Raw genomic sequence first — 15,299 nt, 5'->3', positions numbered from 1 at the left:
GCGTCTCGGTCGGTTCGAGATGATCGAGCGTGAAGACCTTGACCGGCGCACGCGAGCGCACGAGCGCGACAACCGCCGCGTTCCGACGCGCCGCGCCGCCGAAGTGGATCTGGGTCTCGGCAAAGCGGGTTCCGTCACCCGAAGACCCCCCGAATAACGGCATGGAACCGAGCCCGGTCGCCAGAAGCGTCGTCAGGCGTTCCTCGGCCAGCGACAAACCATCGACCATCAGAAAGGCGAATTCGGACCATGCCTCGGGCGCGCGCTCGGACAGCGTTGTCCGCGTCTGGATCACGGCGTCGATCAGAACCTGGTCCTCGATCTGCGCCAGGTCCGGGATTTCCAGCGTCTCGATATAAAAATCGGCCGCGGGAAAGGCGACCGCCACGATCTCGCCGGTCTCGTAGCCGTTGCGCCCGAGTTCCCCGGCGGTCGTGCAAGCGATGAGGGGCATATCCGGCCATGCCGATGCGACCCCTGCCAGAAGCGTATCGAAATCCGCGTCGGGCGTGACAAAGAGTGCAAGAAGCGCCATCGGTTCGGCCCCGAGCGCGTCGCGGATCTGCGAGGCGGCATCCGGATCGCGTCCGTTGACCTGGGCTGTTCGCAAGATACGCCCTGCCGCGCGCGCGGTGCGGGCCGGGCTGTCGAGTGCTCCGTCCACTGGCGTCATGTCCTCCCGGCGGGAGGTTATTGGGCTTCCTCGCCGGTTGGCAAGACCTGACTGAAGCTGGCTTTCTGCGCGATCAGAACCGCTTGGGTTCGGCTGTGGACACCGAGCTTTCGCATGATCGCGGTCACATGCGCTTTCACCGTCGTCTCGGCGATGGAGAGTTCATAGGCGATCTGCTTGTTGAGCTTGCCTTCGCAGATGAGTGACAGGATGCGCGATTGCTGATTGGTCAGCGTCGCCAGCCGCTCGACCGCATCGAGCGGGCCGGCATCGGATGGGCCGCCTTCGGGATCGATATAGCCTTCGGGCAGGAATGTCTCGCCGCCGGCCATTGCCCCATAGGCGCGAGAGAAGACGGCGCGTTGAGAATGCTTCGGCACGAACCCGTTCGCGCCGGCTTTCAGCGCATGTGAGATCATCCGGTTATCCGCCATCGAAGAGGCGATCAGGATTGCCGCGTCGGGCACCGCCTTGCGGAGCCGCACCAGGCCGTCGAGACCATTCACATCCGGCAGGTTGAGATCGAGGACGATGAAATCGGCACCATGGGTTTCGACCCGGTCGAGGGCTTCCTGCAAGGTGCCAGCGGTGGCCACGCTGTCGAATTCGCCGATAGAGGTCAGCGTGAGGGTCAGCGCATCGCAAAACAGCGGGTGATCGTCGACCACCAGCGCTTTGGTGAACTGTGTCGGCTCGGCTTGGCGCAAGGCTGGGCTCATCGCGAATGTCTTTGCTCTAGGTGTCACGTAGAGCCTACGCCGCTGCGATTGCAGGTGTCACTTGGCTAAAGGTCTTAAAGTCATCGCTCGGGCAGAAGACCCCTCGGCGAGAAACGCAGCACCAGGAGCAGGATCACCCCCATCGTCAGAAGGCGCATGTGCTGCACGCTGTCGATAAGGTGACGCTTCAAGCCGCCATCTTCCATGCCCGAGGTCACGATGCCCATGATCGCCTGGCCGAGAGGTTCGACCTGTACCCAGGCGAACCAGATGAAGAACCCGCCGAGCACCGCGCCGAGATTGTTGCCGGACCCGCCGACGATCACCATCACCCAGATGAGGAACGTGTAACGCAAGGGCTGGTAGGAGGTCGGCGTCAGCTGCCCGTCGAGGGTCGTCATCATCGCGCCCGCGATGCCGCAGATCGCCGAGCCGAGGATGAAAACCTGCAAATGCCGGCCGGTCACGTCCTTGCCCATCGCGCGCGCGGCGGTTTCGTTGTCGCGGATCGCGCGCATCATTCGGCCCCAGGGACTCCGGAGGGCGAGTTGCGCCAGGACGAGGACGATCACGAGAACGACGGTAAAGAGCACCGAATAGCCGAGCTTGACCAAGAGCGTCGACGCGGTTGTCGGGTCGAGCCCGATGCTGCCCGCGCGCTCGACGAAACCGGGATCGGCCTGCAGGTCGACCTCGTAGGGGACCGGACGGGGCAGGCCGTTGACGTTCTTGACGCCGCGGGACATCCAATCCTCGTTCTTCAGGATCGCGATGACGATCTCCGCGATGCCGAGCGTCGCGATGGCGAGGTAGTCGGACCGAAGGCCAAGCGCCGTCTTGCCGATGATCCAGGCCGCGCCCGCCGCCAGAAGCCCGCCGACGGGCCATGCCAGAAGGACCGGCAGACCCAGCCCGCCAAGATATCCCGATGTCGCGGCATCGACCGCCTCCACCGCTTCCACGCCGGCATCGAAGACGGTCCGGAAGGCGAAGAACCCGACGAGGAGCACCGCAGCGACGGCCCAGCCGCGAACCCGGCCCGACGTCTTCTTCCAGACGAGGATCGCAGCGACGATTGACGCCGCCCCGAGGGCGAGACCTGCAAGGATCCGCAGTCCGCCCGCGCTCCAGGCCGCGCCCACGGGGGGCATCGAGGTCAGCACGACCGCAAGCCCGCCAAGCGCGACGAAGCCCATGACGCCCACGTTGAAGAGCCCGGCAAAGCCCCATTGCAGGTTCACGCCCAAGGCCATCAGCGCCGAGACGAGACCCATGTTCAGAATGATGAGCGCCGAGTTCCAGCTTTGCACGAAGCCCGTGCCCACGATCATCAGGGCAACAAGGCCGAAGAGCAGAACGGCGCGGAGACGGTCGTTCATACCGATTTCCCCCTGAACAATCCGGTCGGCCGGAAGAGAAGAACAATGACGAGGATCACGAAGCTCACGGCGAATTTGTAATCCGTGGACAGAAGCTGCACGAGGCTGTCTGGCGCGAGGCTCTCGGGCAGGGTGTATTCCAGCACCCGTTTCCAGGCATAGGTGATCGCGACTTCGGAGAAGGCGATCACGAACCCGCCCGCGATGGCTCCGATCGGCGAGCCGAGACCGCCGACGATGGCCGCCGCGAAGATCGGGAGGAGCAGTTGGAAATAGGTGAAGGGCTTGTAGCTCTTGTCGAGTCCGTAAAGCACGCCCGCGATGGTCGCCAGCGCCGCCACGATGAGCCAGGTCACCCGAACCACGCGCTCGGGGTCGATCCCCGACAGAAGCGCCAGATCCTCGTTATCCGAATAGGCCCGCATGGACTTGCCCGTGCGGGTGCGGTTCAGAAACCAGAAAAGCGCGACGACGACGATGATGGCGACAACGAGCGTGATGCCTTGCGTCGTGCGGATCGCGAGACCTTCCTCGAGGCCCGTCATTTCCTGAAAATCGCGCGCCGAGATGATGAACCGCTCGCCATCGGCGAAGCGCTGGTCGTCCGGGCCCAGGATGATCCGCGTGATACCGTTATAGATGAACATCACCCCGATAGAGACGATCACCATGATGACCGGCACCACTTTCTGAGCGCGGTAGAAGCGATAGACGACACGGTCGGTCGCCAGAACCAGCGCGGCGCACGCGGCGATGCCGACGGGGATCGCCAGAAGCGCGGTCGGCAGCGGGCCGAAGGTGATACCCGCCGCTTGCAGCCCCCAGGTCGCGATGATCGTCGCCATCGTTCCGAAGGCCATCGTGTCGCCATGCGCGAAGTTCGAGAACCGCAAGATCCCGTAAACCATCGTCACGCCAAGCGCGCCGATGGCAAGCTGCGCGCCATAGGCGATCGCCGGGACGAGCACGAAGTTCGACAGAACGATGAAGGCGTTGAGAAGATCCATCGGAATCAGCCCCCCAGGAACGACCGGCGCACATCGGGATCGGCCAGAAGCTCTTTCCCGGTGCCGGTATGCGCGTTGCGGCCCTGGACGAGGACGTAGCCCTTATCCGCGATCTCGAGTGCCTGGCGGGCGTTCTGCTCGACCATCAGGATCGGAATGCCGGTGCGGGCAACCTCGATGATCCGGTCGAAAAGCTCGTCCATGACGATGGGGCTGACGCCCGCCGTCGGTTCGTCGAGCATCAGAACCTTGGGTTTCGTCATCAGCGCGCGGCCGACGGCGACCTGCTGGCGCTGCCCGCCTGACAATTCGCCCGCAGGCTGGCGCCGCTTTTCCTTCAGGATCGGGAACAGGTCGTAGACCTGCGCCATCGTTTCCGAGATGTCGTCTTCGCGGATGAACGCGCCCATTTCGAGGTTTTCCTCGACGGTCAGCGAAGTGAAGATGTTGGAGGTCTGGGGCACGAAGCCCATGCCCTTTTTCACGCGGTCCTGCGGCGACAGGTCGGTGATCTCTTCGCCATCGAGCCGGACGGCGCCCTCGCGCAGGTGCAGCATTCCGAAGACCGCTTTCATCGCGGTCGACTTGCCTGCGCCGTTGGGGCCGACGATGACGGCGATCTCGCCGCGCTCTACCGCGATGGTGCAGGAATGCAGGATGTCCGCGCCCTTGCCGTAGCCGCCCGTCATCGCATCGCCGATCAGGAAGGGGCCATCCGGGGCAGGGCGCGCCGCACCGCCCTTGGCGACCGGATCGCCCTGGCTGACGCCCGGCTCGCGACCGAGCGAGCGGTCCTTGTTGCCGCGACCGGAATAGGCGTCGCTCATGACGTCGCTTCCTTGTTCTTGAGGCCGGTGCCGAGATAGGCCTCGACCACCTCTTCGTTCGACTTGATCTCGTCGATCGTGCCCTTGGCGAGAACCCGTCCCTCGGCCATGACGATGACCGGATCGCAGAGTCGGCCGATGAAATCCATGTCATGCTCGATCATGCAGAACGTGTAGCCGCGCTCTTCGTTGAGCCGCTTGATCGCGTCCCCGATCGTATTGAGAAGCGTACGGTTCACACCGGCTCCAACCTCGTCGAGAAAGACGATCTTGGCCTCGACCATCATCGTGCGGCCAAGCTCCAGGAGCTTCTTCTGTCCGCCTGAGAGGTTGCCGGCCTTTTCGTCTTTCAGATGCGATATCGTCAGAAAATCAAGGACTTCATCCGCTTTCCTGAGAAGCGAGGCTTCTTCCTCGGCGATCCGGCCGCGGCCGAACCAGGCGTTCCAGAGCGTCTCTCCGGACTGGCTGCCCGGCACCATCATCAGGTTCTCGCGACACGACATCGAGGAAAACTCATGCGCGATCTGGAAGGTGCGAAGAAGGCCTCTGTGAAACAGCTCGTGCGGCGGCAGGCCGGTGATATCCTCGCCGTCCATGTACACATGACCGCTTGTCGGCGGCAGCGCGCCCGCGATCACGTTGAACAATGTCGACTTGCCCGCGCCATTCGGCCCCACAAGGCCGGTGATCGACCCCGTGGCAATCTCTAGGCTGGCCCCGTCAACGGCCCGGAATCCGCCGAAATGGCGGTGGAGGGTATCGACCCGGATCACTGGAATATCCCTTCAAAGCCCCGGCTCTCGGGCCGGTTTGGCCACGTCTCTTATCGCAAACGGCCCGGGATGAAACCCCGGGCCGCAGCGTCATTTGATCTAATGTGACTCAGCGGTAGCCGACAACGCTCAGCGCGCCATCCTCGATCGTGTACTCGGCATAGGAACCGGCGGCTTCGCCCGATCCCACGAGTTCCACGCCAGATGCGCCCTGATAGTCGATTTCGCCGCCATCGGCGAGGATCTGCAGCGCGTCGCCAAGCTGGCCCGGCAGGATCGGCTCGCCGGGCGCGTTGGCGATATCCATGATCGCGCCCGAATACTCGGTCGCATCGGTGGAGCCCGTCGCGGCCATCGCGAGCAGGAGGAGCGCCGCCGCGTCGTAGCTTTCGCCCGCATAGACCGACGTGCCGTCGATTCCGGCTTCGGACGCCATCTCGGCGAAGATCGCGCCGCCCTCGTTCTCGCTGCCCGGCGCGGTGCCGATGGAGCCGTCGAGGTCGGAGCCGAAGGCTGCGGTCAGAGCATCGCCGATCATGCCGTCACCGAAGGCGAAGGTGTCGAATGCGCCGGTGTCGAGCGCTGCCTGGATGACGCCCGCGCCGCCCTGGTCCACGTAGCCGAGCACGACGAGTGCGTCGCCGCCCGCGGAGGCCAGCGCGCCGACCTCGGCGGAATAGTCCGCCTTGCCGTCCTCATGCGCGGCAGACAGCGTGACCTCGCCGCCCATTTCCTCGAAGGCGGCCTGGAACGCGTCGGCAAAACCCTTGCCGTAATCGTTGTTGGTGTAGGTCACGGCGACCGAGCCGACGCCCTTTTCATTGAGGATGCTGGCCAGAACCTGGCCCTGACGCGCATCGGAGGGCGCGGTGCGGAAGAACAGGCCATTGTCTTCGGCGCTCGACAGGGCCGGAGAGGTTGCCGCCGGCGAGATCATCGCAACGCCGTTCGGCACGGCGACGTTTGCCAGAACGGCGGTCGTCACGCCCGAGCAATCGGCGCCCATGATGCCGACAACGCCTTCGGAGGTGATCATCCGCTCGGCTGCCGCGGTCGCCGCGGCGGCGTCCACGCAGGTCGCATCGCCCCGCACGGGCGTTACGGCCGCGCCGCCGAGGAAATTCTCGTTCTCCGAGACTTCGGAGATCGCCATCTCGGCGCCGGAGCCCATCGCGGGCGTCAGGCTTTCGATCGGGCCGGTGAAGCTCAGAAGGATGCCGAGCGGAACGCTCTCGGCGTCTTGGGCATAGGCGGTCCCTGCGGTCAATGCGGTGGCGGCGGTCGCCATCAGCAGCTTTTTCATGTCTGTCTCCCTAAATTAGGATCTTGGTCCTGAACCCGACGTTAGGCGGGCGATTTTGAAAAGAAAAGGGCGAGCTTGCCTACCGCTAGGTCATCTTTTCGGCCGCTCCAGCGCGTAATAGGCGGTATCGCACCATTCCTCCCCGCCATAGAGGAAGTTCTTCTCCGCAAAGCCCGTCCGCTCGAAGCCGAGTTTCGTCAGGAGAGCTTCGGAAGCGCGGTTGCGCGGATCGATCTCGGCGGTCAGGGCAGGCAGTCTCGGGTGCGCCGCGAAAGCGCGCGGGATCACCGCATTCATCGCCTCGAAGGCATAGCCTTGGCCCCAGACATCGGGATGCAGAATGAAGCCCACTTCGGGCTTGGCCCACATACCCGCCTTGCCGATGGCCCGTCCGTCCAGCTCGATGATGTACTCCTCGCGGCGCTCCTGATCCGGGGTCATGAACCAGCGCAGGAAGGCGCGTGTGGTCTCGATCTCCTTATAGGCGGGACGATCCCAGTAGCGCATGGCGCGCGGGTCCGAAAAGATCGCGTGCAAGTCCTCCAGATCGTCGTCCCGCGCCGGCCGGAGCAGCAGACGCTCCGTTCGGATCACTTCACCCGGTCCTCGCCGTGAGAGCCGCGCTCGCGGTAAGGCGTCGTCTTGTAATGCGACCGGTAGCATTTGGAGAAATGCGAAGGTGAGGTGAAGCCGCAGGCCAGCGCCACGTTGATCACCGTCATGTCGGTCTGCATCAGAAGGTTGCGCGCCTTCTGCAAACGCAGCTCCATGTAGTACCGCTTGGGGCTGCGGTTGAGATAGCGCCGGAACAGCCGCTCGAGCTGCCTCGTCGACATGCCGACTTCCTTGGCGAGACGCGCGGGGCTGATCGGTTCCTCGATATTGGCCTCCATCTTCTGGATGACCTCGGCGAGCTTTGGATGACGCACGCCGATGCGCGTCGGCACAGACAGGCGCTGCACGTCCTGATCGGTTCGGATCGAGGAATAGATCAGCTGGTCGGCCACCGCGTTCGCGAGCGCCTCGCCGTGATCGCGCGCCACAAGGCGGAGCATCAGGTCGAGCGAGGCGGTGCCGCCGGCGGTGGTAAACCGGTTGCCATCGACGCAGAACACGGACTTGGTCAGTTCGACCTCGTCGAAATCCTCAAGAAAGCTGTCCTGGTTTTCCCAATGGATCGTGGCGCGCTTGCCGTCGAGAAGGCCGGCCTTCGCCAGCACATGCGCCGCGGTGCACAGGCCGCCGATCCGGTGCCCGTTGCGCGCCTCGCGGCGAAGCCAGTTGAGCAGGGTCTTGGTCGTGGTCGACTGGACGTCGATGCCGCCGCACACGACGACCGTGTCGTCCCGCCCGAGCGAGCCGAGCCCGCCGTCGAGATGGAAGGTCGTTCCGGCAGAGCAGGTCGCGGTCTCGCCATTCTCTCCCAATAGCGTCCAGGTGTAGATCGTCTGGCCCGCCATGCGGTTGGCAAGGCGCAGGGTTTCCACGGCTGAGGCGAAGGAGATCAGTGTGAAATTGTCGAGCAGGACGAACACGTACCGCTGAAGCCGGGCTTCGCCTTCAAGCTCCACGACATTGTCGTCATTCAGCATTGGCACATCTCCTGGTCCGACTCAGTTCGACGGAATTGACCCAGAGTCATCAAGCGGCCTTCGGCGTCAAGAAGCGCAGGCAAAATGTTGTATGGTCACCCGGACCTCTATGGTCTAAACCCGGCCCCCGAAACGGAGCAGACGGATCCGCGACATCGGAGAGATAGCATGAGCGAATGGCAGAAAACGAGCTGGCGGCAGAAACCCAGGGTTCAGATGCCGGAATATACCGACGAGGCAGCCCTTGGCGCTGTCGAGGCACAGCTCTCCCAGTATCCGCCGCTGGTTTTCGCCGGTGAGGCACGCGCGCTCAAGCGTCAGCTCGGCGCCGCCGGGCGCGGCGAGGCGTTCCTCCTCCAGGGCGGCGATTGCGCCGAGGCGTTCGACCAGTTCTCGGCCGATGCGATCCGCGACACGTTCAAGGTCATGCTGCAGATGGCGATGGTGCTGACCTACGGCGCGAAGGTGCCGGTGGTGAAGGTCGGCCGCATGGCCGGGCAATTCGCCAAGCCGCGCTCGGCTCCGACCGAGACCCAGGGCGATCTGGAGCTGCCGTCCTACCGGGGCGATATCATCAACGAGCTGGCTTTCACGCCGGAAGCCCGTATTCCGAACCCGCAGAAGATGCTTCAGGCCTACACCCAGGCCGCCGCGACGCTGAACCTTTTGCGCGCGTTCTCGACGGGGGGCTATGCGGATATCCACCAGGTCCACCAGTGGACGCTCGGCTTCACCGAAAGCGAGAAGGCCGCGCAATACCGCGAGATGGCGGGCCGGATTTCGGATACGCTCGATTTCATGAAGGCCGCCGGGCTCGAGAGCGCGTCGAACCACAACCTTTCGACGGTGGATTTCTACACCAGCCACGAGTCGCTTCTTCTCGAGTATGAAGAGGCGCTGTGCCGTCTCGACTCGACGTCCGGCAAGTGGCTTGCAGGCTCGGGCCACATGATCTGGATCGGCGATCGCACGCGTCAGCCGGACGGCGCCCATGTGGAATTCGCGCGCGGCGTTCTGAACCCGATCGGACTGAAATGCGGGCCGAGCACCACCGCCGAGGATCTCAAGATCCTGATGGAAAAGCTGAACCCAACGAACGAAGAGGGCAAGCTGACACTCATCGCGCGTTTCGGTGCGGGCAAGGTGGGCGAGAACCTGCCGCGTCTCATCCAGGCGGTGCGCGAGGCCGGTGCGAATGTCACCTGGGTCTGCGATCCGATGCACGGCAACACGATCAAGTCCGCCTCCGGCTACAAGACCCGGCCGTTCGATGCGGTTCTGCGCGAGGTGCGCGACTTCTTCGCGGTGCACAAGGCGGAAGGCACCGTCCCGGGAGGGGTCCATTTCGAGATGACCGGTCAGGACGTGACCGAATGCACCGGCGGCGTCTACGCGGTCTCGGACGAGAACCTTTCGGACCGCTACCACACCGCGTGCGATCCGCGCCTCAACGCGTCGCAATCGCTGGAACTCGCGTTCCTCGTGGCCGAAGAGCTGACCTCGCATCGCGAGGCGCTCGCAGCCGCGAACGGCTGAAGACGGGCAGGGCGGACCATCTGGTCCGCCCGCTATCTGCCTGGCTCAGGCCGGGCTGTTTTCCTCGGCGAAATCCTCGGGCGACAGAAGCGCCAGCTGGTCCTGCGCCCAGCGGGCCGTGTTGTAGGTCTCGACCTTGCGCCGAAGACCTTCCATCCGGCTCCTGCGATTTTCCTCGCTCATGTTGAGCGCGGTCTCGATGGCATGGTCCATGTTCTTGTGCGAATACGGATTTGTCAGGATCGCCGCGCCAAGCTCGATCGCCGCACCTGCGAATTCCGACAGGATCAACACGCCGTCGCAATCATCCCTCGAGGCCGCGTATTCCTTGCAGACGAGGTTCATCCCGTCTGCGAGCGGCGTAATCCAGGCGACATCCGCGACACGGTAGTATGCGACGAGCTCCTCGAAGGGAATTGCACGTGAAATCAGGGAGACAGGGGTCGATGTGAATGTGCCGAAGCGCCCATTGATCCGGCCTGCAATCTGTTCGATCTCCTGCTGGATCTCCGCGTAAACGGTCATGTTCCGGTTCGCCGGAACCGAGACGTGCAGGAGCCGCACATCGCCGCGCAGATCTTCGCGCTTCTCCAGAAGCCGCTCGAAAGTCAGAAGTTGCTCCGCGCCGCCCTTGGTGTAGTCGGTCCGGCCGACCGACAGTATGAGCTTGGAGCCGCCCAGCTCCTCCTTTATCTTTTCAGCGCGCGCTTTTGTCTCTTCACGCGCCGTGACCTCCGCGATGTAGTCGGTATCGACACCCACCGGCGTCACACCAAGCTTCACGTCGCGATCCTCGGTGCGGATTTTCACGGGCTGGGTGCGATCCGAAAGCGCCGATCCTTCCGAGACGAAGTCTTCCGTGACGAGCACACGCGGCACTTCGCCCACGTCGCGCTGCGAGCGCACGACCGACACGAAATTCGATGCATAGCGCGGGATATGGAAGCCTACGACATCGCAAGCCAGCAGCGAATCCACGATCTCGCCGCGCCAGGGCAGGACATTGAAGATGTCCGCCGCCGGGAAGGGGGTGTGATGGAAAAACGAGATCCGCAGATCGGGCCGCATCTGGCGCAAATATCCCGGAACGAGCCAAAGATTGTAGTCATGCACCCAGACGGCGGCATTCTTGGCCGCCTCGGCTGCGGCGGCCTCCGCGAAGGCCTGGTTCACCTTTCGGAACGTGCCCCAATCCACCGGGTCATAATTGTACTTTTCCTTGAAGCCGTGGAGGATCGGCCAGAAAGCTTCCTTCGAGGTCACGTGGTAGAAGCTTTGCACATCGGCGGCCGTCAGCGGCAGTCGAGAGACCGTATAGCTGCCAAAGCTGTCCTCGATCTGGATGACCCGCTCGAAGCCCGGATCGGTGACATCCTCCGCCTCCTTCCAGGCAACCCAAGCGGCATTCTCGACCTTGCCGAAGAAGCTTTTCAGCGTCGGGACGATCCCGTTCGGACTCTTGTTCTCGCGAAAGACGGTTTTTCCGTTTTCGACAACCTCTTCATAGGGTTGCCGGTGATAGACGATAACAAGATCGCTGCCCATTCAAACTCCTTCGGGGACGGGATGGAGGTCCATCGCGCCGACCGCTTCCAAGATACCGCCAGCGCCGATTGCGCTGGCCTTGTAGACATGCGCGAGAGGGCGCACGCGTGCCAGAAGCGCTTCCTCGGACCCGCCCACGGCCACCGCCGGCAGGCCGCATTCCAGCATCGACAGATCGTTGAGCGTGTCACCCGCCGCCAGAACGCGCGGCTCCGCGAGGTCCATGTGCCGTGCGAAGCGCTTCAGGGACGGCCCTTTCGAAACACCCTTCGGCAGAACATCGAAAAACTTGTCGTCGGAGATGAGCCAGTCGAGACCCATCTCGTCAACCTTCTCCTTGGCGGTCGGATCGAAGGCGTCCGGATCGAGATCGAAACTGACCCGGTATCGAAAATCGGTTGGCTGCAAGCTCAGGCCGGGATGGTCATCAAGCGCCGCGCGAACCCGAGAACCTGCATCATCCCAGAGGCTTGCAATCTCTTCTTCAAGTTCCTCAATAGGTTTGACTTCTTCGTGCTCGACCTTGGCGATCGTGGTTCCGACATCCCCGATCACGTATTCGGGCCAAGGCACGCCACCGGCACAGAGCGACTTGATGAAGGCAGGATCGCGGCCCGTTACGAAGACGAGGCCGATGGTCTCCCGATTGGCCTCGACCCAGTCATAGAGCCGTCGCCGATCCTCTTGGCTGCCGCCTAGAAATGTGCCGTCGAGATCGGTTGCCAATACGAAGCGGCGCTCGGCGAGCGGAGTGGATATCCGGGGAGGCTGGGTCATTTACGGTCCTGGTCAACTGCGGAAGGATGGGCGATGCGGATCGACAGGGCGCGCGGCTCGGATTCAATGGGACGCGCCCAGAGCTCCGTGAAGGTCTGCGAAAGATCGGCGCCTTCATGCAGGATCGCGTGCACTGCTTCCGAAATCGGCATGTGCACGCCAAGCCGCCTGGCCAGATCGACGACGGAGACGGCATTGACCTCTCCCTCGACGACAACGGGCTTGCCGTCGAAACACTCGTCGCGGCGCTTGCCTTCGCCGAGCTGCACGCCCAGCGACATGTTGCGCGACGTCATGGAGGAACAGGTTAGTGTCAGATCGCCTGCCCCCGAAAGGCCGGTCACAGTTTCTCTCCTACCGCCAAGGGCTTCGGCGAGGAACTTCATCTCGTCCATGCCCCGGGCGATCAATGCGGCGCGGGTGTTCTCGGCAAAGCCCGCACCCGTCATCATACCGCAGGCGATCGCGATCACGTTCTTGACCGCACCACCGATTTCCACGCCGACAAGGTCATCCGAAATGTAAGGGCGAAAGACGCTGGAGGACATGGAGACCGCCAGTCGCGCAGCCGGGCTTTCATGCGGGTCGAGCCGGTCGACATAGCGGAAGTCGAAAGCGATGGTCGCGGCGGTCGGATGGCCGAGCACGGTCTCCTTGGCGAAAGTCGGACCGGACAGCGCGCCGACCGGGTGTCCAGGCAGCTCTTCGGCGACGAGGTAGGACAAGAGATAGCCCGTGCCCTGTTCGATGCCCTTGCAACACAGGACGAGTGGCACGCCCTTCGGCAGGTGCGGTTTGAGCTCGGCGCAGACCTCACGCAGCGTCCGCGACGGCGTGACCAGAAGCACGATCTCCGCGCCGTCCAGCGCTTCGGCAAGATCCGTGGTGGCGTGGATGCCCTCGGGAAGCTGCGCTTCGGGCAAGTATCTCGTGTTGATCCGCTTTACATTGATGTCATCGGCCAGTTTCGGTCTGCGACCCCAGATGCGAACGTCCCGGCCCGCCGACGCTGCGACCGCCGCCAGGGCCGTGCCCCAGCTTCCCATGCCGATCACGGCGATACGGCTATAGGGCCGCGCCGAGTGGCGCATCCGGGTGTCGGTGTCTCTGCGAAGGTTCAGGATCTGTCCGTCCATGCTCTGGGCCCGAGGCCTCTGACTGCTTATTTAATGACCTATAGGCTAGGCAGCGCGGGTCCAGTGTCCAGTGGTGGCCCTAGATTCACCGCATGCGGCGCTGCGGCGCTCACATCTGCTGCCCTTTTAAGCATGATCGCGCTTGCCTGCCTACTTATTCCGCAAGCCCGCGTCGGATTCCGGCTGATCTGGCCTTGAATTGGCTGGTTTTGCCGGAAAAGTCGGCAACCTTCCTGCGAACGCTGGAACGTCGAGTTCTCAGGATATCAAGTACTTATGCGACACCTCTGAGATCCCCGAGGACACAGGCGGGAACTTCAGGACCGATTTTTGACTTGGATGGGCGAGCCCGTACTCTAACCGTCCAAACAAGCGCGACGGGGCAGGCGCAGAATCCGAATACACCGCAAGGAGCACGCAGATATGGACCTCAAAGCAACCGTCAGTTCCAATCCGGTCAGGACTGCGATCTTCCCGGTGGCGGGGCTCGGAACCCGGTTTCTTCCCGCCACCAAGGCGACCCCGAAGGAGCTTCTGCCGGTGCTCGACACTCCGCTGATCCAGTTTGCCATAGACGAGGCGCGAGCTGCCGGGATCGAGCGCATGGTCTTCGTGAGCCATCCCTCCAAGGACGCGATCGAACGCTATGTCCGCGAAGACGAGGAGCTCGAGACCACGCTCCGCGAACGTGGCAAGGCACGTCTTGCCGACATGTTGCACGAGAACGCGCTGTGCGAGACCGAGATGCAGGTGCGCTTCGTGATGCAGCCGGAGCCTCTCGGCCTCGGCCATGCGGTTCTTTGCGCGAAGGACGACGTCCTGCCCGGACCTGTCGCTATCATCCTGCCGGACGATTTGATCCTCGGGGAGCCAGGCTGCGTTCAAGAGATGATCGACGCCTACGATCCGTCGAAAGCGGGGCATATGGTGGCGACGATGGAGGTCGACGAGGACGAGGTGAAATCTTACGGCGTTCTCGATGTCACTGGCACGGACGGTCCGCTGATCCTCGCCAAGGGCATGGTCGAGAAACCGGAGCCCGCCGATGCGCCGTCGCGCCATGCGGTCGTCGGGCGCTACGTGCTCGACGCATCCATCTTTGACGCGCTTGACGGTCTGCCGCCGGGAGCTGGCGGAGAGATCCAGCTGACGGACGCGATTGCCGCCGGTGCCGATAGTATCGGGCTCTGCGGCTTCCGCTTCTCGGGCACGCGCTACGATTGCGGCTCCAAACAGGGAATGCTGGCCGCGACGATGGCCTATGCGGCAGGGGATGCGAGTTACGCGTCGGTTCTGTCGGGAACGCAGCCCACACTCGCAACGGCTGCGGAATAAAGGTCTGGCGCGGGCTCGCGGGTCCGCGCTTCAATCGTTGCAGACGACAAGTCGCAGATGCGGCTGCAGCCGGGACGGCGCGAAGGGCGTTGGCGCTTCGGCAAATCCTGTGACCGGCATCTCGCGAGAGGGCGCACCGACTTTCTGCACCTTGAGTGCGCCCAACTCGAACCTTCGCGGCGTTCTTCCGATCTTGCCAATCGTGATCAGCCCGCCGATAGCGCGGTCGACCTGACCGCTTTCCGACCTCAGCGGCAGGACCGTCATCTCCGCACGCAGCTCGGGTCGGCCAAAGCCGGTTTGCGCCGACATCTCCGCGCGCAGAATGCCCCCATCGCGGAACATAGCTTCGAGCGCCTTCGCAAGTCGGGCACGGTGATCGGGCAGGATCAGCGCGGAAAGCGGGAGGCCCGCGACCTCCATCCCTGTCAGGTCGTTGAGATGCGCCCCGGCGATCCTCAGCCGCGCTTGTCCGGGCGCGATACGTTGCAGAAGAAAGGCGTATTCCAACCCGTCTTCGATCCTGCGCGGATCTACGGCGGCGCGCTCCGGTATGCCGCAAGCATCGCGCGACAGATCTTGCCAGTAGGTCTCGATCAGGCGCAAGGCACGCCGCTGGCGTTCGCGGCTCCGCTCGCAAAGGGAGACGTAGCCGGTTCCGCCATGCCAATCGCCTGTCATCTCTCTGTCCTCT

At 63.6% G+C, this 15,299-nt stretch carries 14 protein-coding genes and 1 pseudogene; 2 read left to right on the top strand and 13 right to left on the bottom strand.

Features of this window, described 5'->3' with window-relative positions; genetic code table 11:
- Nucleotides 1-19: 19 nt before the first annotated feature.
- From BM171_RS19400 to BM171_RS15570, 9 genes and pseudogenes are all read right to left on the bottom strand, one after another.
- Nucleotides 20-535, bottom strand: a pseudogene (locus BM171_RS19400) (FIST N-terminal domain-containing protein); the annotation flags it as partial.
- A gap of 155 nt (nucleotides 536-690) precedes the next feature.
- Complete coding sequence (locus BM171_RS15605) at nucleotides 691-1,392, bottom strand: response regulator (RefSeq protein WP_093014557.1); 702 nt, start codon at nucleotides 1,390-1,392, stop codon at nucleotides 691-693.
- An 80-nt stretch (nucleotides 1,393-1,472) separates the two neighbouring features.
- Nucleotides 1,473-2,771, bottom strand: a complete 1,299-nt coding sequence (locus BM171_RS15600; RefSeq protein WP_093014554.1) for a branched-chain amino acid ABC transporter permease — start codon at nucleotides 2,769-2,771, stop codon at nucleotides 1,473-1,475.
- The gene (locus tag BM171_RS15595) at nucleotides 2,768-3,778 is read right to left on the bottom strand and encodes a branched-chain amino acid ABC transporter permease (protein ID WP_093014551.1); all 1,011 of its coding nucleotides are present in this window, start codon (nucleotides 3,776-3,778) and stop codon (nucleotides 2,768-2,770) included. Before BM171_RS15595 ends, BM171_RS15600 begins: the two co-directional genes overlap by 4 nt.
- Nucleotides 3,779-3,783: 5 nt before the next feature.
- Nucleotides 3,784-4,605 (bottom strand): ABC transporter ATP-binding protein, encoded by an 822-nt coding sequence (locus BM171_RS15590; protein ID WP_093014548.1) that lies wholly within the window; start codon nucleotides 4,603-4,605, stop codon nucleotides 3,784-3,786.
- A complete protein-coding gene (locus tag BM171_RS15585) occupies nucleotides 4,602-5,381 on the bottom strand; it encodes an ABC transporter ATP-binding protein (RefSeq protein ID WP_093014545.1) in 780 nt (259 codons plus the stop codon). Before BM171_RS15585 ends, BM171_RS15590 begins: the two co-directional genes overlap by 4 nt.
- Before the next feature lie 109 nt (nucleotides 5,382-5,490).
- Nucleotides 5,491-6,684, bottom strand: a complete 1,194-nt coding sequence (locus BM171_RS15580; RefSeq protein WP_093014542.1) for an ABC transporter substrate-binding protein — start codon at nucleotides 6,682-6,684, stop codon at nucleotides 5,491-5,493.
- A gap of 90 nt (nucleotides 6,685-6,774) precedes the next feature.
- The gene (locus BM171_RS15575; RefSeq protein ID WP_245760293.1) at nucleotides 6,775-7,278 is read right to left on the bottom strand and encodes a GNAT family N-acetyltransferase; all 504 of its coding nucleotides are present in this window, start codon (nucleotides 7,276-7,278) and stop codon (nucleotides 6,775-6,777) included.
- Nucleotides 7,275-8,276: a GlxA family transcriptional regulator gene (locus BM171_RS15570; RefSeq protein WP_093014537.1), complete on the bottom strand. Its 1,002-nt coding sequence runs from the start codon at nucleotides 8,274-8,276 to the stop codon at nucleotides 7,275-7,277. Before BM171_RS15570 ends, BM171_RS15575 begins: the two co-directional genes overlap by 4 nt.
- A 168-nt stretch (nucleotides 8,277-8,444) precedes the next feature.
- Here BM171_RS15570 and BM171_RS15565 point away from each other — a divergent pair, with 168 nt between their 5' ends.
- The gene (locus BM171_RS15565) at nucleotides 8,445-9,812 is read left to right on the top strand and encodes a class II 3-deoxy-7-phosphoheptulonate synthase (RefSeq protein ID WP_093014534.1); all 1,368 of its coding nucleotides are present in this window, start codon (nucleotides 8,445-8,447) and stop codon (nucleotides 9,810-9,812) included.
- Between the two features lie 45 nt (nucleotides 9,813-9,857).
- Here the strand turns inward: BM171_RS15565 and ggpS are convergent, their stop codons facing one another.
- The 3 genes from ggpS to BM171_RS15550 are packed head-to-tail and all read right to left on the bottom strand — an operon-like array spanning nucleotide 9,858 to nucleotide 13,270.
- Nucleotides 9,858-11,357: a glucosylglycerol-phosphate synthase gene (ggpS, locus tag BM171_RS15560; RefSeq protein WP_093014531.1), complete on the bottom strand. Its 1,500-nt coding sequence runs from the start codon at nucleotides 11,355-11,357 to the stop codon at nucleotides 9,858-9,860.
- Nucleotides 11,358-12,134, bottom strand: a complete 777-nt coding sequence (locus tag BM171_RS15555) for an HAD-IIB family hydrolase (protein WP_093014528.1) — start codon at nucleotides 12,132-12,134, stop codon at nucleotides 11,358-11,360. It abuts the gene before it with no gap.
- Nucleotides 12,131-13,270, bottom strand: coding sequence for an NAD(P)H-dependent glycerol-3-phosphate dehydrogenase (locus BM171_RS15550; protein WP_093014525.1), 1,140 nt, complete (start codon nucleotides 13,268-13,270; stop codon nucleotides 12,131-12,133). The genes BM171_RS15555 and BM171_RS15550 overlap by 4 nt, the downstream gene beginning before the upstream one ends.
- 423 nt (nucleotides 13,271-13,693) lie before the next feature.
- Between BM171_RS15550 and BM171_RS15545 the strand changes: the two genes are divergently transcribed.
- The gene (locus tag BM171_RS15545) at nucleotides 13,694-14,605 is read left to right on the top strand and encodes a UTP--glucose-1-phosphate uridylyltransferase (RefSeq protein WP_093014522.1); all 912 of its coding nucleotides are present in this window, start codon (nucleotides 13,694-13,696) and stop codon (nucleotides 14,603-14,605) included.
- A gap of 30 nt (nucleotides 14,606-14,635) precedes the next feature.
- Here the strand turns inward: BM171_RS15545 and BM171_RS15540 are convergent, their stop codons facing one another.
- Nucleotides 14,636-15,286 carry a PAS domain-containing protein gene (locus BM171_RS15540; RefSeq protein WP_093014520.1) on the bottom strand — a complete coding sequence of 217 codons (651 nt, stop codon included), beginning with the start codon at nucleotides 15,284-15,286 and terminating at the stop codon, nucleotides 14,636-14,638.
- Nucleotides 15,287-15,299 lie beyond the last annotated feature (13 nt).

Origin of the sequence: Roseivivax halotolerans, assembly GCF_900115815.1 — a bacterium.
GTDB lineage: Bacteria > Pseudomonadota > Alphaproteobacteria > Rhodobacterales > Rhodobacteraceae > Roseivivax > Roseivivax halotolerans.
The sequence above is the reverse complement of the archived record's forward strand: the minus strand, read 5'-3'. Positions and strand labels throughout refer to the sequence as shown.

Bases quoted from the DNA above. Each gene is read 5' to 3' on its own strand.
- BM171_RS15605 (WP_093014557.1), bottom strand. From the start codon at position 1,392: ATGAGCCCAGCCTTGCGCCAAGCCGAGCCGACACAGTTCACCAAAGCG.
- BM171_RS15600 (WP_093014554.1), bottom strand. From the start codon at position 2,771: ATGAACGACCGTCTCCGCGCCGTTCTGCTCTTCGGCCTTGTTGCCCTG.
- BM171_RS15595 (WP_093014551.1), bottom strand. From the start codon at position 3,778: ATGGATCTTCTCAACGCCTTCATCGTTCTGTCGAACTTCGTGCTCGTC.
- BM171_RS15590 (WP_093014548.1), bottom strand. From the start codon at position 4,605: ATGAGCGACGCCTATTCCGGTCGCGGCAACAAGGACCGCTCGCTCGGT.
- BM171_RS15580 (WP_093014542.1), bottom strand. From the start codon at position 6,684: ATGAAAAAGCTGCTGATGGCGACCGCCGCCACCGCATTGACCGCAGGG.
- BM171_RS15570 (WP_093014537.1), bottom strand. From the start codon at position 8,276: ATGCTGAATGACGACAATGTCGTGGAGCTTGAAGGCGAAGCCCGGCTT.
- BM171_RS15565 (WP_093014534.1), top strand. From the start codon at position 8,445: ATGAGCGAATGGCAGAAAACGAGCTGGCGGCAGAAACCCAGGGTTCAG.
- ggpS (WP_093014531.1), bottom strand. From the start codon at position 11,357: ATGGGCAGCGATCTTGTTATCGTCTATCACCGGCAACCCTATGAAGAG.
- BM171_RS15555 (WP_093014528.1), bottom strand. From the start codon at position 12,134: ATGACCCAGCCTCCCCGGATATCCACTCCGCTCGCCGAGCGCCGCTTC.
- BM171_RS15550 (WP_093014525.1), bottom strand. From the start codon at position 13,270: ATGGACGGACAGATCCTGAACCTTCGCAGAGACACCGACACCCGGATG.
- BM171_RS15545 (WP_093014522.1), top strand. From the start codon at position 13,694: ATGGACCTCAAAGCAACCGTCAGTTCCAATCCGGTCAGGACTGCGATC.
- BM171_RS15540 (WP_093014520.1), bottom strand. From the start codon at position 15,286: ATGACAGGCGATTGGCATGGCGGAACCGGCTACGTCTCCCTTTGCGAG.